General features: G+C 58.3%; 19 protein-coding genes and 1 tRNA gene. 10 read left to right on the forward strand and 10 right to left on the reverse strand.

Annotation, left to right across the window (positions count from 1 at the left end):
* Positions 1 to 27: 27 nt before the first annotated feature.
* On the reverse strand, positions 28 to 816 hold the full coding sequence (locus tag ACI3K0_RS02040) for an SDR family oxidoreductase (RefSeq protein WP_183821432.1): 789 nt from the start codon (positions 814 to 816) through the stop codon (positions 28 to 30).
* A gap of 83 nt (positions 817 to 899) precedes the next feature.
* Positions 900 to 1,625, reverse strand: coding sequence for a phosphatase PAP2 family protein (locus ACI3K0_RS02045; RefSeq protein WP_148147553.1), 726 nt, complete (start codon positions 1,623 to 1,625; stop codon positions 900 to 902).
* A 241-nt stretch (positions 1,626 to 1,866) separates the two neighbouring features.
* On the opposite strand from ACI3K0_RS02045, the gene ACI3K0_RS02050 reads away from it, so the two are divergent.
* Together ACI3K0_RS02050 and ACI3K0_RS02055 are read left to right on the forward strand one after the other, a co-directional pair.
* A complete protein-coding gene (locus ACI3K0_RS02050; protein WP_404944841.1) occupies positions 1,867 to 2,289 on the forward strand; it encodes a secondary thiamine-phosphate synthase enzyme YjbQ in 423 nt (140 codons plus the stop codon).
* A 134-nt stretch (positions 2,290 to 2,423) separates the two neighbouring features.
* Complete coding sequence (locus ACI3K0_RS02055; protein ID WP_148147551.1) at positions 2,424 to 2,777, forward strand: hypothetical protein; 354 nt, start codon at positions 2,424 to 2,426, stop codon at positions 2,775 to 2,777.
* A 95-nt stretch (positions 2,778 to 2,872) separates the two neighbouring features.
* Here the strand turns inward: ACI3K0_RS02055 and ACI3K0_RS02060 are convergent, their stop codons facing one another.
* On the reverse strand, positions 2,873 to 3,616 hold the full coding sequence (locus tag ACI3K0_RS02060; protein WP_404944842.1) for an SIMPL domain-containing protein: 744 nt from the start codon (positions 3,614 to 3,616) through the stop codon (positions 2,873 to 2,875).
* 216 nt (positions 3,617 to 3,832) lie between these two features.
* Here ACI3K0_RS02060 and ACI3K0_RS02065 point away from each other — a divergent pair.
* Positions 3,833 to 3,908: transfer RNA gene (locus ACI3K0_RS02065), tRNA-Ile, on the forward strand.
* A 60-nt stretch (positions 3,909 to 3,968) separates the two neighbouring features.
* Here ACI3K0_RS02065 and ACI3K0_RS02070 read toward each other — a convergent pair.
* Positions 3,969 to 4,358, reverse strand: coding sequence for a hypothetical protein (locus ACI3K0_RS02070; RefSeq protein ID WP_183821429.1), 390 nt, complete (start codon positions 4,356 to 4,358; stop codon positions 3,969 to 3,971).
* Here ACI3K0_RS02070 and ACI3K0_RS02075 point away from each other — a divergent pair.
* The 4 genes from ACI3K0_RS02075 to ACI3K0_RS02090 all read left to right on the forward strand — a co-directional run bounded on the left by ACI3K0_RS02075 (position 4,357) and on the right by ACI3K0_RS02090 (position 6,678).
* Positions 4,357 to 4,656 carry a DNA-binding transcriptional regulator gene (locus tag ACI3K0_RS02075; protein ID WP_246435736.1) on the forward strand — a complete coding sequence of 100 codons (300 nt, stop codon included), beginning with the start codon at positions 4,357 to 4,359 and terminating at the stop codon, positions 4,654 to 4,656. The genes ACI3K0_RS02070 and ACI3K0_RS02075 overlap by 2 nt on opposite strands.
* A complete protein-coding gene (locus ACI3K0_RS02080; RefSeq protein ID WP_183821428.1) occupies positions 4,653 to 5,162 on the forward strand; it encodes a hypothetical protein in 510 nt (169 codons plus the stop codon). Before ACI3K0_RS02075 ends, ACI3K0_RS02080 begins: the two co-directional genes overlap by 4 nt.
* A gap of 695 nt (positions 5,163 to 5,857) precedes the next feature.
* On the forward strand, positions 5,858 to 6,148 hold the full coding sequence (locus ACI3K0_RS02085; protein WP_183821427.1) for a hypothetical protein: 291 nt from the start codon (positions 5,858 to 5,860) through the stop codon (positions 6,146 to 6,148).
* A 305-nt stretch (positions 6,149 to 6,453) separates the two neighbouring features.
* Positions 6,454 to 6,678: a hypothetical protein gene (locus tag ACI3K0_RS02090; RefSeq protein ID WP_183821426.1), complete on the forward strand. Its 225-nt coding sequence runs from the start codon at positions 6,454 to 6,456 to the stop codon at positions 6,676 to 6,678.
* Positions 6,679 to 6,686: 8 nt separating this feature from the next.
* Here the strand turns inward: ACI3K0_RS02090 and ACI3K0_RS02095 are convergent, their stop codons facing one another.
* The 4 genes from ACI3K0_RS02095 to ACI3K0_RS02110 form a co-directional block, all read right to left on the reverse strand.
* A complete protein-coding gene (locus ACI3K0_RS02095) occupies positions 6,687 to 7,970 on the reverse strand; it encodes a DUF930 domain-containing protein (protein ID WP_183821425.1) in 1,284 nt (427 codons plus the stop codon).
* 114 nt (positions 7,971 to 8,084) lie between these two features.
* Positions 8,085 to 10,145 carry an RNA polymerase sigma factor RpoD gene (gene rpoD, locus ACI3K0_RS02100; protein WP_148147544.1) on the reverse strand — a complete coding sequence of 687 codons (2,061 nt, stop codon included), beginning with the start codon at positions 10,143 to 10,145 and terminating at the stop codon, positions 8,085 to 8,087.
* A 481-nt stretch (positions 10,146 to 10,626) separates the two neighbouring features.
* Entirely contained in the window at positions 10,627 to 12,645 is a 2,019-nt protein-coding gene (dnaG, locus tag ACI3K0_RS02105) for a DNA primase (protein ID WP_148147543.1), read from the reverse strand.
* A 132-nt stretch (positions 12,646 to 12,777) separates the two neighbouring features.
* Positions 12,778 to 13,230 (reverse strand): GatB/YqeY domain-containing protein, encoded by a 453-nt coding sequence (locus ACI3K0_RS02110; protein WP_183821424.1) that lies wholly within the window; start codon positions 13,228 to 13,230, stop codon positions 12,778 to 12,780.
* Positions 13,231 to 13,532: 302 nt separating this feature from the next.
* On the opposite strand from ACI3K0_RS02110, the gene carA reads away from it, so the two are divergent.
* Positions 13,533 to 14,738: a glutamine-hydrolyzing carbamoyl-phosphate synthase small subunit gene (gene carA, locus ACI3K0_RS02115; protein WP_148147541.1), complete on the forward strand. Its 1,206-nt coding sequence runs from the start codon at positions 13,533 to 13,535 to the stop codon at positions 14,736 to 14,738.
* Positions 14,739 to 14,774: 36 nt separating this feature from the next.
* Here the strand turns inward: carA and ACI3K0_RS02120 are convergent, their stop codons facing one another.
* Positions 14,775 to 16,172: an MATE family efflux transporter gene (locus tag ACI3K0_RS02120; protein ID WP_148147540.1), complete on the reverse strand. Its 1,398-nt coding sequence runs from the start codon at positions 16,170 to 16,172 to the stop codon at positions 14,775 to 14,777.
* Positions 16,173 to 16,299: 127 nt separating this feature from the next.
* Positions 16,300 to 17,547: a TCR/Tet family MFS transporter gene (locus ACI3K0_RS02125; RefSeq protein WP_404944843.1), complete on the reverse strand. Its 1,248-nt coding sequence runs from the start codon at positions 17,545 to 17,547 to the stop codon at positions 16,300 to 16,302.
* A gap of 164 nt (positions 17,548 to 17,711) precedes the next feature.
* Between ACI3K0_RS02125 and ACI3K0_RS02130 the strand changes: the two genes are divergently transcribed.
* Entirely contained in the window at positions 17,712 to 18,191 is a 480-nt protein-coding gene (locus ACI3K0_RS02130; protein WP_183821422.1) for a DUF2938 domain-containing protein, read from the forward strand.
* Between the two features lie 187 nt (positions 18,192 to 18,378).
* A complete protein-coding gene (locus ACI3K0_RS02135) occupies positions 18,379 to 20,157 on the forward strand; it encodes a diguanylate cyclase (protein WP_183821421.1) in 1,779 nt (592 codons plus the stop codon).
* Positions 20,158 to 20,571 lie beyond the last annotated feature (414 nt).

Raw genomic sequence — 20,571 nt, forward strand, 5'->3', positions numbered from 1 at the left:
CGTCCGAATGGACGCACAAAGGACGCTCTATCTTTTTGAATCGATGGCATCCTCCTTGCGAAGCATCCTGCGTGTCACGGCAAGGCTGAGCGGATAAGGCAAAGCGGCAAGCAGCTTCATCGCCACCTTCATCTTCCACGGAAAGACGATCTCGAATCGCCGACTCTCAAGCCCCTTGATGATGGCGTCGGCCGCCTCGTCTTCCTTGATTAGGAAGGGCATCGGAAAATCGTTCGTCTTCGTCATCGGCGTATCGACAAAGCCGGGATTGATGACCTGTAGTACCACCCCTTCCCGTTCAAGCTGCGGCCGCAACGCTTCGCAAAGGGTAATCAGCGCCGATTTCGTTGCGCCATAAACTCCACCACCCGGCAGGCCGATATAACCGGCCACCGAGGCAACCACCGCAATATGTCCGCGACGCCGAGCAATCATCGGCGCCATCACCGCTTGAAGCGCATGCCCGGTACCGACGACATTCAGATTGAACAGTTCAGCCAGCTTTTCGGCATCGAACCGGCGCGCGCTTTCACGCACATATCCGCCGGCGGAAAATAGCGCGAGATCGATAGGCCCGAGTGACTGCTCGATATTCAGCGCCGCATCCCTCACCGATTCCCCTTCGGTGATATCGAGAAGATAGGCATGGATAAGCCCCGGCCGCTCCGCCGCAAGCGCCTCGAGCTTGGCGCCGGAACGCGCACTGACCGCCACCTGCCAGCCTCGGTCCGCCAGCTTCAGCGCGACCGCGCGCCCTATGCCCGAACTCGCACCGGTAATCCAGGCAAGGCGTCTTCCTGTTATCGTTTCAGCCATGGCATCCTCTATCGAGCTCATGCTTGATACGCAGGGCTGCGACTATTGGATCCCAACAATGTGGATTTGCATAATGAGAAATTTCAGCGGATGGAGATGGAGTTTTTCGGCTCTCGTTCAATGAAGCGGCGTGCCAGCAGCCAACAACCGGCAGCCCAGGCGGCACCGGCACACCAACCACCCAGCACATCGGTTGGGTAATGAACGCCAAGATAGAGGCGCGACAAACCTATCATGAACGTCAGCAGGATCCCCGTAGCCAGAAGGAATATCCGCGTGGAGCGATATTGTTGCGCACGGGAAAGAAGTGCTGCGAGGGTCAGATAGGTGACAGCCGAAAGCATCGCATGGCCGCTCGGAAAGCTCATGTCATGAACCTCGACCAGATGCGGAACGATATCCGGGCGAGGCCGCGCAACACCGAGCTTGAGAGCGCTGCTCACAACCCACCCGCCGGCGATCGAAAGAAACATGAATATCGCAATTGCCGTTTGGCGCGCGAGTAAAAGGTAGACGACAGCGAGAACAGTCATCAGCGAAAGCACCGTAACCCCGCCAAGCGCGGTAATATCACCCACGGCATGCGTCACCCAGGAAGGAGCGATCGGCACTGCAAGATCGGTTGCCTGCCTCAGTGCAAGCAGAATTTCCTCGTCGAACGCATGTGTATCTCCCTCAAGCACCTCTCCCGTCAGCGTCAGGAAGGCAAAAATCCCGCCTGCCATCAAGGCGAAGATGATAAGGCTTATCGGCTCGAAAGTCATGAAACGATCGATGAAACGACGACTGAATTGCTGATGCAGTGGCATGCTCTCTCGCAGGCTTGTTGAACCTCCAGTCTAGATAGGGGATAAGCGCTATCACGCAAGAATTTGACAGGCCATTCCGCCCATATTGACGTTTGGTAGGTCCTGACGATCATCTGGCCTACGCTAACCCGCTTGCGCTGATTCTGGTAACCCTCGACCTGAAAACGGATGCATGCCTCTCCTCTACATGGAGAACACGAGATCAGCTAAAAGATGATCGGGCGGAAAAACGGAGGATTTGATGCCGCAAACCATGCTTTCCGTATCCACCCACGGCCAGGGCCTGTACGAATTCACGGACCAGGCTGACGCCTTCGTTCGCAACCATCATGTCGGCCAAGGGCTACTGACAGTGTTTGTCAGGCATACGTCATGTTCCTTGCTCATACAGGAAAACGCCGATCCCGACGTCCAGAGGGATCTGAAAAGCTTTTTCGGCCGACTGGTCCCTCCCTCCATCCATCCGGACATGAGCTGGGTCGGTCACACGACCGAGGGGCCGGATGACATGCCGGCTCATATCAAGGCTGCACTGACAGCAGTATCGATAGGCATCCCGGTGAATGGGGGCCGCCTGATGCTCGGCACATGGCAAGGCATCTATCTTTTTGAACATCGCGACCAGCCACATCGCCGCGAAATTGTTCTCCATCTTTCAGCCTGACACCCGGATCACCCGTTGCCGCGCTGAACCCAGCCTGAACGTACCCTTGGGGATGCGTTCAGGCTTTGAGACATAATATCCGGTCATCGCCTGACATGGCGAAAAGAAAAACGGCTGCAACCGGAGGATCTCCCATGACCAGTTTGCTCACCAGGATCGGACTTGCCGCAATCGTCGCCCTGAGCGGTATTTCCGCCACCGCGTCCACAGCGGCCGCCTCCGAACGAGGCTTCGGCCCCAATGGAAACGGCATATACGTGCAATATTACGAAAGACATGACGATCGGGGCCGCGATTGGCGCCGCCATCATGACCGCCCCGGCTGCTCCCCAGGGCGTGCGCTCGATAAGGCCGAGCGCATGGGGCTGCGGCGCGCCCGGATTGTCGATGCCTCCCGCCGCGCCATCGTCGTCGTGGGTCGCGACCGGCATGGCCGTGACCGCGTGGTCTTCGCCAACGAACGCGGATGCCCGGTAATTCGCCGCTAGGGCATCAGCCCGAACCGTGATCTGCAAAACCAAAAAGCCCGGCCGCATGTGCGACCGGGCTTTTTTTGGGGGGGGACATGCGACCTTCAGTCAGCTTACTGCTGCAAGGCGAAGGTCACATTGACAGTTACCGTATAGGTGCTTTCTCCGGCTGCTACAGGAACGGAATCCCCGGCCATTTCCTTTGCCATCGCCATCCGCATCATAGGCTGCGCCATAGGACGCACCGAATTTTCGCTCATCTCGATGATACGGCCAAGCTTGACACCTGCGGCCTCCGTCAAAGTCTTTGCCTTGGCAAGTGCCTGAGCGACGGCTTTCTTGCGAGCCTCGGTCAAAGCAGCTTCTGGATTATCGTTGGTGAAGCTGATCTGCCCTCCTTCATTGACGCCCAGCTTGACCGACTGATCAAGGAGCGCCCCGAGTTTTGAGAGATCACGCACCCGAACGGTCAGGGCGTTGCTGACCTGATACCCGACGATCTTGCCGGGATCCGAGTTTCCATCTTTTGCATCCGTCTGCTCGTGGCGTGGAAAAATCTGGAACTCGCTTGTCTGGATATCTTTTTCCTCGACCCCGCGTTCACGCAGCGCACCGACTACATTGCGCATGGCGGCATTGTTGGCAGTGAGGGCCGCTTCGGCGGTCTCAGCCTGCTGCAGCACGGTCAGGGAAAGGATGGCCATATCGGGAGCGACGGCGGTCTCCCCCTCGCCTGATACGTTGATCTGAGCTTCGCGCGGTTTGCTTTCCTGAGCCAAAACGCTACTGGACAAGGGACCGGAAAGCACCATGGGCACGAGGAGTGCGGCATAAGCAAAACGGGTGAAAGGCTTCATCGGTTCTTCCTTGTGTTCTTCTCTAAATTTCGACCCACCCAGCCTGCAGCAGGCTGAAAGTGATGGGAACGAGGCAATTCGTTGACATTACAGAACCATACCTGCAGGTTCATTGTGAAGCTATTGCGGCAACCGCTTGTGACCGGTGAAGAATTGCGTTAGAGCGGGCACCAAGGTGAGACGAACCATTGCGTCGAACCACTGCCCTCACCGGCAGGGCCTGTAGCTCAATGGTTAGAGCCGGCGGCTCATAACCGCTTGGTTGGGGGTTCGAGTCCCTCCGGGCCCACCATATTTTCCAGCCTTTCCGCACAAACACTCATATTCGAGAGGCATTTTCGGGCAACATCAGCTAGATTTGCATCCGTGCGCGCTCAACCGCTTCCTGCGCACGATCGACCGACTTACGAATCGCTGACAGCACATACTGAAGAGCGTTCGCTTCCTGGTTTGGTTCAATTCCCTCCACCGCATGGCCAACGAGGTCGATGTAGCCCTTCGCCTCACCCTGAGTGTCGACGCCCTGCAGCAAGAGCGAAGAAACCGTCGGCTCGATCAGATCGAGATCGATATGGTTCGCACGGCCACTGCCGGCAGCATGGATCGTCACAAAGGATGTCCTACCCGAACCGGCGCGGTCGAGAAGCTCGCTGATTTCTCGCATCAACTCACGGATCCGGTTACTCACAATCGTATCGGTAGGCAATCCTTCGGCGGCGGCCGGAACGGTGGTGTTCGGCATGATCAAATCTCCATTAACGATATTCGTTGACCATAAACGGATATCGTTGATGGGGAACGAGATGATTACCAAGGAACAACCAAGGGCTGCACGCGGCCTGCTGGACTGGTCACAAACTGAATTGGCCCAGGCATCCAACTTGGGAGAAAGCACCGTCCGAGATTTCGAGAAAGGCCGGAGCGTACCGAGCCCAAACAATCTGGCCGGCATCAAAGCAGCGCTTAAGGCTGGCGGCGTATCCTTCCTTGATGATGGCGCCATCGTCGACGGTGGACCAGGCGTGAGGCTGAAGCAATGAACGCTTGGGCAACAACGATTATCAGCGGCCTAGTGCTTACCGTTGCTTTCATGCAGTGGCGCACGGCGCACCAAAAGGTAATGCTCGACCTATTTGATCGACGCTGGTCAGTTTATAAATCGGTCGAAGCCTTCCTTCATGCCGCCCTCTCGAAGGGGGTGCACCTCGATACGCTTCTGATCGCCAGCTTTCACCGAACTCGTGGCGAGGCTCAATTTCTCTTCGGTCCGGACGTTCATCAGCTGCTCGGCCAGATCCACGCTGCCGCGATCAACATGTCGACCCACGCATTGAGCTTCGACGGCCTCGAAGTTGGCCCCGAAAGACAGCACCACGTCTCCGAGGCCCATCGAGAATTGCGATCACTTCTACAAATGAGCCAGGAGCTGGAAAACAGCTTTGCGCCATACATGCATATGGACCAGAAACGTGTACCCACAATCACGGAATATTTGGTCGAGCGAAACCGAAACCGCCTGAGCTACGCCGACGATAAACAGCGTTAAAACATCGGAGATTATCGATGTGGGAAGCATTCCAAGGATTCGGAGCGATCGTTGCGATCATCACCGGTTCGTTCATCATATGGGAGCGGTTCTTCCGGTATGCGCCAGTCGCTTTCATCGTGTCGAAGCCCAGACTTTGGATATCACAATCAAATGGCAGTTCGCGCAGCCGATGATATTCAAGCATGAGCGCTCGATGATTGTCAGGATAAGCAAGCGATCCATGATGCTGTTGACGGATGATGACTTCGACGACGACGATTGAACCCTGCCAGGTTGGTCGACGCAGCGATAAGCGTACTTTACAAAAGGGCGAAGTCTGCCGGATTATCCGACCTTTCCTACGAAGAACCGCATAAGCGCTTATGCAGATCACGCCGGGGTTTTGGAGTCCCTGGCCTTTTCTACTTCCAGTTCTCCTTGCCGTCAGGCGCATACGGTCCACCGAACTCCCTGTCCGAAAGACCATACCGTCGATCGAGCCAAGCCTTCACCGCCGGCCAATATCTGCGATCAGCGAACAGCAGATCCTTTGCCGGAAAGCCGGCCCGCGTTGCCGCATGAAGCGCCACCTTGAACTGGTCTGTAGTTAACCCGATTCGTTCTGCGCACTCGGCATCTGTTACGAATAGCTTGTCTGATTTTGCTATGATAAATCAATTCCATCGAAGATCCGACTGACGATGATGGGGGCCATGGCCAAGAATAAAGAAAAAATAGACATGCCATGGGACAACCTGCGTGCCAATAAAATCTCGGACGCCAAGCCGCCTGCAGAATGGCCGGCAGGAGTCGTTCCAATATCCATAGACGGCTTAGCCTTGTTTGGTGTGCACGAGGCTTCGGGCGAACTCTATTGGGATGGAAAGAGAGTCGAGACCAGGATCACACTCGCCCGGCGGGAGGCGATATTAGCCTTCCTCGTAGCCGCCGCGACAATATCGATGGCGGTTTTCGATGCGTGGCGCTTCTTCAAAGGTGAATGAGGATTTACGCGGTCGTCGACTGAGTGCGAGACATACCAGTCCGCTTCAGATATGTCTGCCGCGGCAGATCTACCAGGATTATCAATACGCAACCCGCCCAGCCACAGGGGCAACATTTCGGGTCCGGCCGCCCCTGCCGTATTCCTTCGGTCAGCTTTCAAGCGTATTAGAATAGCCCTCCTACAGGCCGGCGGCTAAGTCGACCTCAGGACATTTGATTTAAAGCGCGATACGGCAGTTCCTCATCGCCTTGATGGGATCCTTCTGACGGCTTTCAAGCGATATGAGACGCCGGAACCATTGACTTGAGCACCATGCATGACACTTTCCTTCGGTTGCAATCAGCAGGCAGAGGGTTCGGCATGGCAGCAGACGCAACAACACTCAGTACGGACATCGTGGCAAAGCTTACCGATGCAATTGAAAATCTCGATTCAATCCCCTCGGATGAAATACTGGTTGTGCTGAACGAAGCGTTGGATGTCATCCGTGAGCTGATCCAGATGCTCGACAAGGCAGAGACCCGATAAGCGGTAGATCAGAACTCGGGAAACCGCCTGGCCTTCCACTGGTTATGTGGCACCGCGCCGCCGACTTCGAGGCCGAAGGACACCACCTTCGTCGCGCCGTCGTCAATCTCGCAGCGAAAACGCACGTCATACCATTGCGCACCGGCCCGGAAGGCCGCGCTGCGGATATCGAGAACGTTTCCCTGCGGCAGCGAATAGGACGGCAGAATTTCCGGCTGATAGGCAGGAGAACCATGCCGCAACTGTTCCCTTAATTCCGTGGTGCAGAGCTGGCTCGCCCGCACACCGCGCGGAATATTGGCCATCGCCGTCGTCGCCGAGGCATCTGACGTATCCGTCTGCGAGAACAAGCGCTTGGCCTCCTTCATTGGCTTGGCCTTCGAAGCTTCATCCTCGACAGGCTTTTCCTTTTCTGGCGGCTTCTCCACCGGCTCTGCCGCAATATCGGCAAGGATGCCTTCGATCGTGCCGTCATCGCTGGTTGCGAGCGGATCTGCATGGGCCGTTTCAAGAGAAGGCGGCGCAACATCTTGCGGCAGCGCCGGCGCAGCTGCCCCGGTTTCGGCCTTGGCCTCAGGTTTGGCTTCGCTTGCCGCTGCCTCGCTCGTCTCTTCGGCTGCCTCTGGCGGGATTTCGGGATCCCGATCCTCGGCTTTCGCAACCTCCCCCTCCTCGGCTGCATTGCCGTCGGTAGAAACGCCCGATCCCTTGCTGTTTTCTCCGAACTCGAACACGGGGCGAAGAACCGGTAGCGGGCGCCCATTCGCCTCCTGAGGCTCGTTGTTCTGCGGCTGGTCCGCGGGGGCGGGCTCGGATGGCGGCGCCTGTGGCGGCTCCTCGTTCGCCTGCTCTTCAGTCGGTGGCTGCGGCTCTGCAGGTGGCGGCTGTTCGGCTTCCACCTTTTCTTCCGGTGCTGGCGGAGGCGGAGGTGGAGGCGGCTCGGCCTTGGCCTCCTCGGTGGGCGTGTTTTCTGGCTCTGGTGGCGGCGGCGCCTGCTGCTCTTCCGGCTTCTGCTCCGGCATAGTCAGGTTCAACGCCTGCTCCTGCTCCGCTGGCTTTTCCTCGTCCGGCTGCTCTTCCGGCGGCGGTACGATCTCGACCGAAACGCTTTCTTCCTGAGGTGGCTGCATTTCGGCGGCAGGAAGTCGCACGAAGAGAGCCACCGCAATGATGACATGCAGGGCGACAGAGGCGGCAATGCCTCCATAAAGCTTGTGACGTGGCTTCTGCGATCCTTCCTGCATGCCACCGATGTAGGATGAAAGAACGGCGGTATGAAGTCCCTGCGGCACATGGCGAACAACAAAAAGCCCGGCAGACTTTCATCTGCCGGGCAATATGCCGATAAGTTGAAGACCGTTCCGAAAGCCTTAGCTGCCGAGGAACGACCGGAGCTTGCCCCAGGGCTAGCTGTCCAGGAAGCTCCTGAGCTTCCTGGAGCGGCTCGGATGCTTGAGTTTCCGGAGCGCCTTGGCTTCGATCTGACGGATACGTTCACGGGTAACCGAGAACTGCTGGCCGACTTCTTCCAGCGTATGGTCCGTGTTCATGCCGATGCCGAAACGCATGCGCAGCACGCGTTCTTCACGCGGGGTGAGCGAGGCCAGAACGCGGGTCGTCGTCTCGCGCAGGTTCGCCTGGATGGCGGCGTCGATCGGCAGAAGCGCGTTCTTGTCCTCGATGAAGTCACCGAGATGCGAATCTTCTTCGTCACCCACCGGGGTTTCGAGCGAGATCGGCTCCTTGGCGATCTTCAGCACCTTGCGGACCTTTTCGAGCGGCATCGCCAGCTTTTCAGCCAGTTCTTCCGGCGTCGGCTCGCGGCCGATCTCGTGCAGCATCTGGCGCGAGGTACGAACGATCTTGTTGATCGTTTCGATCATGTGCACCGGAATACGGATCGTGCGGGCCTGGTCGGCGATCGAACGGGTGATCGCCTGCCTGATCCACCAGGTCGCATAGGTCGAGAACTTGTAACCGCGGCGATACTCGAACTTGTCGACAGCCTTCATCAGGCCGATATTGCCTTCCTGAATGAGGTCGAGGAACTGCAGGCCGCGGTTCGTGTACTTTTTCGCGATCGAGATGACGAGGCGAAGGTTGGCTTCGACCATTTCCTTCTTGGCGATACGCGCTTCACGCTCGCCCTTCTGCACCATCGACACGATGCGACGGAATTCGGCAACGGAAATGCCGGTTTCAGTCGCAAGATTCTGGATCTCCGAACGGATATCCGAAATCGTGCGGGTCTCGGCCTTGGCGAATTCCTTCCAGCCCTTGGCTGCAAGATTGCCGATCGATTCCATCCAGTTCGGATCGAGCTCGGCACCCTGATACTGCTCAAGGAAGCTGTCGCGCTTGACGCCATAGGATTCGGCAAGACGCAGCAGACGACCTTCATTCTGCATCAGGCGCTTGGAAATGTCGTAGAGCTGCTCGACCAAAGAATCGACGCGGTTCTGGTTGAGCGACAGTGACTTAACTGCCGTGATCAGCTCGTCCTTCAGTTCCTTGTAGCGCTTCTCCTGGCCGGAGGACAGCGTGCCCGAACAGGAGAGATGCGCCTCAACCTGCTGGTCCTGAAGCTTGCGCAGCTTCTTGTAGGTGTCGGCGATCAGGTCGAGCGTTTCCATGACCTGCGGACGCAGTTCCGCTTCCATGGCAGCAAGGGACAGGCTCGACTCATCGTCGTCCTCTTCCTCTTCCTCCATCGGCATATCGCCGCCGACCGACGTGATATCGTCGTCATTGGCAGCAGACATGCGGGCCTTGCGGCTCTTTTCCTTCTCTTCGGCAGCCTTGCGGTCGGCCTCGATCTTTTCCGGGCTCTGGAACTGCGGCGCCGCCTTGGCTTCCGGACCGGAATAGGTCGTTTCGAGATCGATGATCTCGCGCAGCAGCGTCGTGCCCTCGTTGAGTTCGTCGCGCCAGATGATCAATGCCTGGAAGGTCAGCGGGCTTTCGCAGAGGCCACCGATCATGGTTTCGCGGCCGGCCTCGATGCGCTTCGCAATCGCGATTTCGCCTTCGCGCGACAGAAGCTCGACCGATCCCATCTCGCGCAGATACATGCGCACCGGATCGTCGGTTCGGTCGGTCGGCTCTTTCTTCTTGACAGTCGCGACGGCGGTGCCACCGGACGTTGTCAGTTCGCCACTTTCGCTTTCGTTGTCGTCGCCATCGGAGCTGTCATCGTCGTCGCGACTGGCGCCGTCCTCGGCCTCCTCGTCCTCGACCACGTTGATGCCCATGTCGGACAGCATCGCCATCGTGTCTTCGATCTGCTCGGAGGTTACTTCCTCCGAAGGCAGAACCGAATTCAGCTCGTCCATGGTCACATAGCCGCGTTTTTTCGCGGCCTTGATCATCTTCTTGACCGCGTCATCAGAAAGATCGAGAAGCGGACCGTCATGCGAGGCTTCGCGTTCGTTCTCGGCTTCTTCGTTTTCTTTGACTTTTGTTGCCATGTATTTCGTCACTTTCCCTGAACGCCACTGCGCCGCACCAGATGGGCCACGTTGATGGCTGGCGGTTGAAGGCTTCATACCCTAACCGCGAATCACTTGCCCACTCGTAACGGAATGACCTTTAATTCCGAATTACCACAGACGACGGCCTTGCAAAGACCATATGTCTCGGATTGCCGGTAGCACCGACACAACTGCCCTAATCCGCCTAACTTGCCTTGAAATGGTGATTCCCACAAATTAACGATCCGTCAAGCTTTTCCCCGACATTTACACCGGAAAATTGGAAAAAGACGCGTTACACCTGCCCGTTCCAGGCATGTTCACCAGTTTCGTCGAATATGTAGGCAGGTTTTCCCATAAGACAAGGGTTGATCAAAACGCAAGCGTTCGAAACCGCGTCAGAGCAAAAAACTGGATAAATCAGCAAACCTCGGCAATTTTGCATCAGCTATTACCGCCTCCACAGTCTTCCTGACAATCAATGGCTGACCGCAGCGCCTTTGACCCGCCCGGAAAGAACGCCGAAACCGTCAATGATTGCCTCCTGCGCCTCAAGCCGGGTGATTTCGTTCTGGATCTCCAAAAGCGCCCTCAAGAGAATTTCGCCGCGCTCCTCCTCGTCAGCGGTCAATTCCTCGATTTCGCGCCGCAGTTCCATTTTCTGCAAGCGCAGTTCCTTGTTGCGCGAATGCAGCGCCCGTGTCTGCCGATAAGCGTGCAAGGCATCCTGCGGGTCGGCCTCCTCCGTCGCCGTCCAGAGCCGGGCATTGCGCACCTGTTGGGTCATGGCCGAAAGCAGATCGGAAAATCCTTCAGCGACAAGCCCTTCACGAACCGCCTCAACAGAGAGCTTTGTCCCGAGTTGACCGACAATCGAGAGCAGCGATGACCAAAACCGCTGCAGATCCTTGTTTTCGAAATCGACAGACGAAATCTCGTCATATTCGTCAAGCAGCAATTGCGGATGGTTTGCGATCGTCAGCGCCAGCACGGTTTCGCGCAACGCAGGGCGCGCCTGGGACGAAAGCTTCAGCATCTGGTTCAGCCGGGCGCTTCCGGCCGTGCCGCTTTCGATCATCGCGCCGGCCACGACCGATCCACCCTGCGGCGCTCCGCCGCGCCCACCCTTGCGCCCCGGTCCGGCATTGTTGTTGCGCTGAAAATTCTGGCGACGCTCACCACCTGCCCCGCCCGACTGGCTGAAAAAGGAACCGAGCCTGCCGCGAATATCCTGCTGGTAGTGATAGCGCACACTCTCATCGCCGATCACCGAGATGATCTGCTTCAACCGGGCATCGAGTTCAGCCCGCCGCTCAGGCGTATCGAAGACGGAGCCCGCGGTCTCCCGCTGCCAGATCATGTCGACAAGCGGTCGCGCCTCCGACAGAACCCTGTCGAATGGCTCCCTGCCCTCGTTTTTCACCAGATCGTCCGGATCCTTGCCATCGGGAAGAAGCGCGAAACTGACCGATTTTCCGGGCTTGATCGCCGGCAAGGCAAGATCAGCCGCACGATTGGCCGCGCGGATACCGGCGCCATCGCCATCGAAGCAGAGTACCGGCTGCGGACTTACCTTCCAGAGAAGATCGAGCTGGTTTTCCGTCAGCGCCGTGCCGAGCGGCGCGACAGCATTTTCGACGCCCGCCTGATAAAGCGCGATCACGTCCATATAGCCTTCGACGGCAATCAGCGCGCCGCTCTGCTTCCGGTCACCTGCCGCCTGCGCTGCCCGTCTTGCACGCGCAAAATTGTAGAGCACCTGTCCCTTGTGAAAGAGTTCGGTATCCGGCGAGTTCATGTATTTCGCCATCGCATCCGCAGCCATGGCACGGCCGCCGAAGGCAATAACCTTCTCGCGCGACGACAGGATCGGGAACATGATGCGATCACGGAAATAGTCGTAGGAGACAGGAATATCCGACCCGTGGCGAACAAGACCGCAAGCCTCGATCTGCTCCTTCGGCACGCCCTTCCCCGCAAGATACTCTTTAAGGGCGTTGCGGCTTTCGGGCGCATAGCCCAGACGGAACGTCTCGATCGTCCGACCGGTCAATCCGCGATCACGAAGATAAGCCCGCGCCTTGGCGCCATTGGCGCTCTGCAACTGATCCTGAAAATAGAGCGTCGCCATTTCCATGACGTCCTGCAGCGAGGTCCGTTCCTTCTCGCGCTTCTCCATCTGCGGATCGGGCTGCGGCATGGCAACGCCGGCAAGATCGGCGATCTGCTGAACGGCTTCAGGAAAGTTCAGCCCTTCAAGATCTGTCAGGAAACGGAAATGGTCACCCGATACACCGCAACCGAAGCAGTGATACCGACCCTTGCGGTCCTCGCAATGAAAGCTCGGGCTTTTCTCGCCGTGAAAGGGGCAGCAGGCCCAATAGTCCCCGCGTGACACATTCGTCTTGCGCCGATCCCACGTCACACGTCTGCCGATCACGGTGGAGATCAGCACGCGGTCGCGTATCTCGTCTAGGAACGTGTTTGAAAAGCGCATGTCTACTCATATAGGCGGAAGTCACGGGCTGCACCACGGCCAAGATGTTTCTTGCCCGGTATTCACAGCCCTTTGTAAAAACGATTGCGGCGCCCACAGGCGCCGCGATACCTTGATACGGCAACGCCGCCCTTAGCTCAGCTTCGCCTTGATGACGCCGGAAGCCTTGGCGAAATCCATCTGGCCGGCATAACGCTCGCGCAGGATGGCCATGACCTTGCCCATGTCCTTCATCCCGGCAGCGCCGATCTCGGCGACGACGGCCGCAACGATCTCGCCGACCTTCTCGTCGGAAAGCTGCTCCGGCATGAACGTCTTGAGCACATCGATTTCTTCGCGCTCCTGGCTGGCAAGCTCGGCGCGGCCCGCATCCTGATAGATCTTGGCCGACTCTTCGCGCTGCTTCACCATCTTTTGCAGGATCTGCAGGATTTCATCGTCGGTAGCAGCATCCTTGCCGACGCCGCGATTGGCGATGTCGCGATCCTTGACCGCGCTCTGGATCAGGCGAACGGTGGAAAGCCGGCGGCTGTCCTTCGCCTTCATGGCTTCCTTCATGGATTCGGTGAGCTTTTCGCGCATCATCTGAAGTATTCTCCGTCATGGCGGGCCGACACGTCCCGCAGCGCCCAAATGAGGGCCGTTGAAGGCGGTGATAGATCAGGCGACGGGGGCGATCAATCTTTTCCCACCTAACCGCGGCGATTGAGGGTGATTCTTTAACGGATGACATTGACCGCGCCTTAGCCTTTGTTTATTTTCCCGCACCTGCACGACATTTGGATTGAAGAGCCGCCGGCGATGACGCTTGCGCACTTTTCTGCGACAACATGAACCCCTGCAGCCTGTCTTCGCCGAGACGGGAACGATGGGTCAGAAGGATAGACATGACCGGCTCCGCTCCCTGGACACCTAAGAAGCCCACCGCCCTCCTCGTTCTTGCGGATGGCACTGTCATCGAAGGCACCGGCATCGGCGCGACCGGCAAGGTTCCGGCGGAAGTCGTGTTCAACACGGCGCTCACCGGCTACGAAGAAATCCTCACGGACCCATCCTATCTCGGCCAGATCGTCACCTTTACCTTCCCGCATATCGGCAATATCGGCACCAATGACCAAGATATCGAAGACCTGACGCCGGCTGCACGCCGCGGCGCCGTCGGCACGATCTTCAAGGCCGACATCACCGACCCGTCCAACTACCGTGCAGCCAAGGACCTCGATGGCTGGCTGAAGAGCCGCGGCGTCATCGGCCTGTCCGGCATCGACACCCGCGCGCTGACCGCCTGGATCCGCGAACACGGCGCACCGAATGCCGTTATCGCCCACGACCCGAATGGCGTCTTCGACATCGAGGCGCTCAAAGCCGAAGCCAAGGCATGGAGCGGCCTGGAAGGCCTTGACCTCGCCAAGGAAGCCACATCCGGCCAGTCCTCGCAGTGGACTGAAAAGCCCTGGGTCTGGAACGAAGGCTATAGCGAACTGAAGGCCGAAGACGCGAAGTACCACGTCGTCTGCATCGACTACGGCGTCAAGCGCAACATCCTGCGCCTGTTCACCGGCCTTGATTGCAAGGTCACGATCGTCCCGGCCCAGACTTCCGCCGAAGACATTCTGGCGCTGAAGCCGGACGGCATCTTCCTGTCGAACGGCCCGGGCGATCCGGCTGCAACCGGCGAATACGCCGTGCCGGTGATCCAGGAGATCATCAAGACCGACATCCCGACCTTCGGCATCTGCCTCGGTCACCAGATGCTCGGCCTCGCACTCGGCGCCAAGACCGAAAAGATGCATCAGGGCCATCACGGCGCCAACCACCCGGTCAAAGACCACACGACGGGCAAGGTCGAAATCGTTTCGATGAACCACGGCTTCGCAGTCGACTCGAAGTCACTGCCGCAAGGCGTTGAAGAGACTCACATCTCGCTGTTCGACGGCACCAATTGCGGCCTGCGCCTCTCCGGCAAGCCGGTCTTCTCCGTCCAGCACCACCCGGAAGCTTCGCCGGGCCCGCAGGACAGCCACTATCTCTTCCGCCGCTTCATCAATCTGGTGCGCGAAAAGAAGGGCGAACCGGCTCTCGCCGAACGCTGATCGTCAGTTTTCCTGAGACTTTCAAATGGCCCGCTTTCAGCGGGCCATTTCTTTTTGGCGCTTCACCAGCATCCAGAAACGAACGCATAGGAAGATAGCGGCAGCGGCAAGTCCCAGCACGAAGCCGAACCAGACACCCTTGCCGCCGAGACCGAGCGGGAAGGCAAAGACATAGGCGCAGACGAAACCGATCGGCCAATAGGCGATCAGCGCAAGGATCATCGGGATTTTCGTATCCTTGAGACCGCGCAGCAGCCCGGCGCCGACTGCCTGCAGACCATCAACCAACTGAAATGCCCCGGCAATCACGATCAGCGGCGCGGCAAGCGCCAGCACGGCAGCGGCATCGTGTTGAGTCGTATCCAGAAACAGCCCCCCCCAGAAGAACGGGAACGCCGCATAAAGAATGCTGCCAACGATCGCGAAAACGACGCTGACGACAAGAACCGCGATCCCTGCCCGTTTCACCCCGAGATCATCACCGCGACCGTTTGCAAGTCCGACACGAACGGTCGCCACCTGCGCCAGCCCCAGCGGGATCATGAAGGCGATCGACGCCAGTTGAAGCGCGATACCATGGGCCGCAAGCTCCAGCTTGCCGATCATTCCCATCAGCAGCGATGCGGCCGCAAACAGGCTGGTTTCGGCGAGAATGGTGAAGCTGATCGGAAGACCGAGGACAAGTACCTCGCGAATGATCGGCCAGTCAGGGCGCCAGAAACGCACGAATATCTCGTAGGCTCGTGTCGCTTCATGCATCTGCACATAGGCGATGATGATGATGAAGCCGGTAAGATTGGCGCAGACGGCCGCAAGGGCTGCACCGTAGATACCAAGCCGAGGTGCGCCGAAATGGCCGAAGATCGTCAGATAGGCCACCACGAAGTTCATCGCGAACATTCCGAGCGTGACATAGAGAACGATGCTGCCCTTCTCGAGCCCGGTCACGAAGCTGCGGATCGCGAACAGGCCGAGCGCCGGGAACATGCCCCATTGCGCGATGCGCAGATAACCCTGGGCATTCGCCGCCACATCCGGCGCCTGGCCGAGCGCAAGCAGGATCGGCTCGGAAAACCAGAGGATCGGCGCCATCAGGGCGCAATAGGCGATGACGACCCAAAGCCCCATGCGAACCGCACGCCTGACACCCACCTTGTCATTATGGCCGAGGGCCTGCGCAACGAGCGGAATGACGGCGCTGGTAAAGCCCGTGCCGAAGATGAAGACAATGAAAAACGCCTGTGTCGCGATAACGACGGACGCAAGCTCCGTGGTACCGAGCCAGCCAACGAGGATGACGTCGGTCGTATGGATCGCCATCTGCGCCAGCTGCGCGCCGACAAGCGGGATCCCAAGAGCAAACGTGGCGCGCAGATGTCCCGCCCACGAGCTTTCCCGGCTTTCGATTGCGACCGTGTTGAGCGAACTCGACATTTCAAACCTCGATAAAAGAAAAGGCCGCTTCCAGAAAATGGTCAGCGGCGCAGCACTTTGCCTATAAAGGCGGCAGGTTTTCCGGGCAAGGCTGGTGGTCCATCCAGCAGTTTTTGTGCGACTTACTTCACGAAACCTGATGGATCGCGCGAGCGGCAGAGGTATCTCGCGATATGCGCGCAACGAACACGATCGCTGCGCACGCCATGAAGATGGCCGCCATCAGGTAGGGCGCACCGGCAAATTCGACGATCGCGCCCTCCCCGGTGAACCTGCTGAAAAGCTGGGTGAATATGGCCGGCCCGATAATGGTCGTGAGACTGGTCATGCTCGTCATCGCACCCTGCAATTCCCCTTGCGCCGACGGCGGCACCTTGGCCGAGGCGATGCTGCGCAGCGCGGGATCGGCAACATTCTCGATCGTCGTCAACAGGATGACGGCATAGACCATCCAGCCTTCCCAGGAGAAGGCATAGCCGGCGAGACCGAGACAGGAAAAACAGATCCCGAGCACGCTCGTTCGCCACTCGCCGAGAACCGGAATGAGGCGAGGCAGGACAAACACCATGACCAGCGCCGCGCAAATGCCGAACAGGCCGAGCGACAATCCGATCTGCGCCTCGCTCCAGCCGTAGCGATAGGTCGAGACGAAGGACCAGACGGACGGATAAACGGCGTGAGAAAGCCAGTAGAGAAACATCACCAGCAATATCCAGCCGACACCGGAATAGTGGCGCATCTGGCGCAGCGCCCCAAGCGGATTGGCACGTCGCCAGTCGAAAGCCCGCCGATTGTGCCGCTCTAGTGTTTCCGGCAGCAGGAACCATGCCGCGACAAAGTTGGCGAGAGACAGCAGACCCGCCCCCAGAAACGGTACACGCGGTCCGAATTCTCCCAACAGGCCGCCGATCACAGGCCCGATCGTGAAGCCAACCCCGAAGGCGATGCCGATCAGGCCAAAATTGCGTGCCCGCGTGCGGTCGTTACTGATATCGGCGATATAGGCGGAACAGGTGGCAAAACTGCCGCCTGAAAATCCGGCCAGCGCACGGCCGATGAAAAGCATCCAGAAACTGGTCGCGGCGGCGCAGATAAGATTGTCGATGGCAAAGGTCAGCACCGAGATGAGCAGGATCGGCCGACGCCCGAAGCGATCGGACAAATTGCCGATCAGCGGCGCAAAGAGGAACTGCATCGCCGAATAAATCAGCAGAAGCCAACCACCGTCGATCGCAGCAGCGCTGACATCATCCCCTGTCAGTTCCTGCAGGAAGGCCGGCAGGACCGGCATGATAATCGCGATACCGATGACATCCAGAAACAGAATGACGAAGACGAGAAATAGGCCACGGCGCACGGATTTAGGTTCGAGCATCGAATGCCTCTCTCAACATCTCACCTGGAAAAGACGATCGGATCGCCGGGACGACTACATAACGGAAAAAGAAAATCGGAACAATACAGGAACATCTCAAAATTTCTGATGCGGGCGATGACGGAATCGCGCCTATATCCTTCGGCAATCAGGGGGCGAGCGTAATGATTGAGTTGATTTGGCAGGGCATATTGATCGGCATCGGGGCAACGGTGCTTATGGATATCTGGGCGCTTGTCCTGCATTTCGTCTACCAGCAGCCCAAGCCGAACTGGGCGCCCGCAGGCCGCTGGTTCCGGCATCTGGCAAAGGGCAAGGTCTTCCACGACAGCATTGCAACCGCAGAACCTTATCGTCATGAACTGGCACTTGGCTGGATCGGCCACTATGCCGTCGGCATCCTTTACGGTGTCATTCTTGTCCTGATCATGGGACCGGACTGGATGCGCTCCCCAACGTTCCTGCCCGCCTGGGTTCTCGGCATCGTGACGATCGGCGCTGGCTGGTTCCTGATGCAGCCCGGCATGGGCCTCGGCTGGGCGGCATCGAAAGCGCCTAACCCGAAGAAGGTAAGGCTGCTGAACTTCGTCGCCCACACGGTTTTCGCACTCGGACTATACGCAACGGCGCTGCTGATCCGCTGATATCCGACTGAACGCCGTCGTTTGAACCGCATGAGATGACGGCAACGAGGTGCTGATCCGCCGCACCATCTCAGGTAGATCTGCAATCGTTGACTTCCCGTTTATCACGACGAATTAAAATGGGCGCGCAATACCCTTGCCCGACGTTGTGAAACATTCTGCGTCGGCGAACAGATGGCGGTTCAGGATGCGACTGAGTACGATCACACATCTTGCCTATGCGGTAACCCTCGTTCTCACGGCCATATCGGCCTCCACCTTCATATTGTCCGCGAGAAGCGCGTCGCAGGAGCGCACGGCGATCCAGCAACATCTTGAGTTGGATGATCTGGCGGAAGAACTGGCGGTCATCGCCGAGAGCCGCACAGACGAGGCGCGCCTTTATGTGATGCGCGGCGATGAACAGCATCTGGCACGGTTCTACGTGGATGACGATCAGGAAGGACATCTTGAAGGCAGTATCGCAAAGCTGTCCAGCCTCGGCCTCTCGCCGGAAGAAAAGACGATGTTCGACCGCATCCGAAATGCGGCAGATGCTATCGACGCGATCGAAAAGGAAGCCATCAGCGCCTATCGTGCTGGCCGGCAGAATGACGCTCAGCAGACTCTATTTGGTGACGAGCATTATCGCCTGCACACAGAGCTTTTGAAGCAAGTCGAAGCGGTGAGAGCCAGTGTTACCGCACGTTCGCAGGTCGCGGTTGATGCAGCCAAGGCCCGAAGCGACTTCTTCGGCAACATCGCGAAATCCATGCTGGTTTTGACGGCGCTGATGTTTCTGGCGGTGCTTTATTTTGTCCTGAGCCGGCGCGTGGCGCTGCCGCTGATCAGGATGAGCAACGTCGTCACCCGGCTGGCACGCCAGGATTACGATGTCGAGGTTCTGGACGACGGAAGGCGGGATGAGATCGGCGAAATGAACCACGCCATCCAGATTTTCCGCAACAATGGCCTGGAAAGGGAGCGCCTCGACGCCGAACGCCGCAAGGATCAGCGCATGAAGGACCTGATGTTGCAGATGATGCATCGGGTGCAGGCCTGCCAGAACCAGGAGGAACTTTCGGATGTCGTCTCGCGCTTCATGCCGCAGATTTTTCCGGATGCCGCCGGCCACCTGTTCATCCTGAAGGAACAGGGATCGACCCTTCACTCCTTGGGACAGTGGTCTGATCCCGCCGCATCCGAACTGCATTTTTCGATCGACGATTGCTGGGCGCTGCGGCGTGGCCGTCCGCATTTCAGCGAGCCTGATGGTGACGACGTCATCTGCCACCACATCCACATGGCCGAAAACAGCAATCTTTGCATCCCGCTCACTGCGCTGGGAGAGATCGTGGGGCTCCTCTATCTCGAAACGTCTGTCCACAATCACGCCTCACCTGCCGATCGCCTCTATTTCGAGCTGCTGGCGGAAAACGTCGGCCTTGCGGTCGCCAACCTGCAGCTTCGGCAACGCCTTGTTGGCATGGCGAAACGCGATGCGCTGACGGGACTGATGAACCGCCGCTCTCTCGATGAGGCACTCAATCGGCTTGTCGAAGACCCCGGCGCCTCGCTTGCATGCCTGATGATCGATATCGACCACTTCAAGCGCTTCAACGATCAGTTCGGTCATGATGCCGGGGATGCTGTCATGCAATATGTCGCGCGTATTCTGTCGGAAGTCGTGACCGGCAAGGGCGACGTGTTTCGGTTCGGCGGCGAGGAATTCACCGTCCTTTTGCCGGGATTGACCGCGGAAGATGCCGAGAAGATCGCCGAGCAGTTGAGGCAATCCGTCGAAAGCTCCCCCGTGTCATATCGTGGACGCCTGCTCGATCCCGTCACCATTTCTCTTGGCATTTCGACATCCCCGCAAGCCGGCACCATATCGACCGTATTGGAACGGGCAGACCGCGCCTTGCTTTCAGCCAAGAGGAATGGTCGCAACCGGTGGATCCAGGACGGCACTCTTGATCAGCAATGACGTCTGACGCCACATCCGGCAACCGAACCGAAAAGCATAACCCTAACTGACCTGATCGGGGATCATTTCGGTTTCGGCGAAAAAACATGCCGGCAATTTCAGTCTTTTGCGGAAATGCAGCGCGTTTTTCATCCTCGCCTCGCAAGCATCCGCTACAATCATCACGTCATCGGGCGGGAAACCGGGTTCGCGAACCGGAAGTCCTAAAACGGGTCTGAACCCGGTTTTCGATGATGGCCGCGAATGCCGGAAAGACGGGAATTGACAAGTCTCGCACGGAAAGCAGCAAACGGTCGGGGCAGGCAAATGCCTACCACCAAACCATTACAGACGACGCCTGCCCCCACTCCCGCATAGAAATCACCCCGCCGGCCACCCGGCAGGGCCGCATCTGCTGCGTGAAAATATGTGTCT

It is taken from the genome of Rhizobium sp. ZW T2_16, assembly GCF_044987325.1.
GTDB classification, from domain to species: Bacteria; Pseudomonadota; Alphaproteobacteria; order Rhizobiales; family Rhizobiaceae; genus Neorhizobium; species Neorhizobium cellulosilyticum.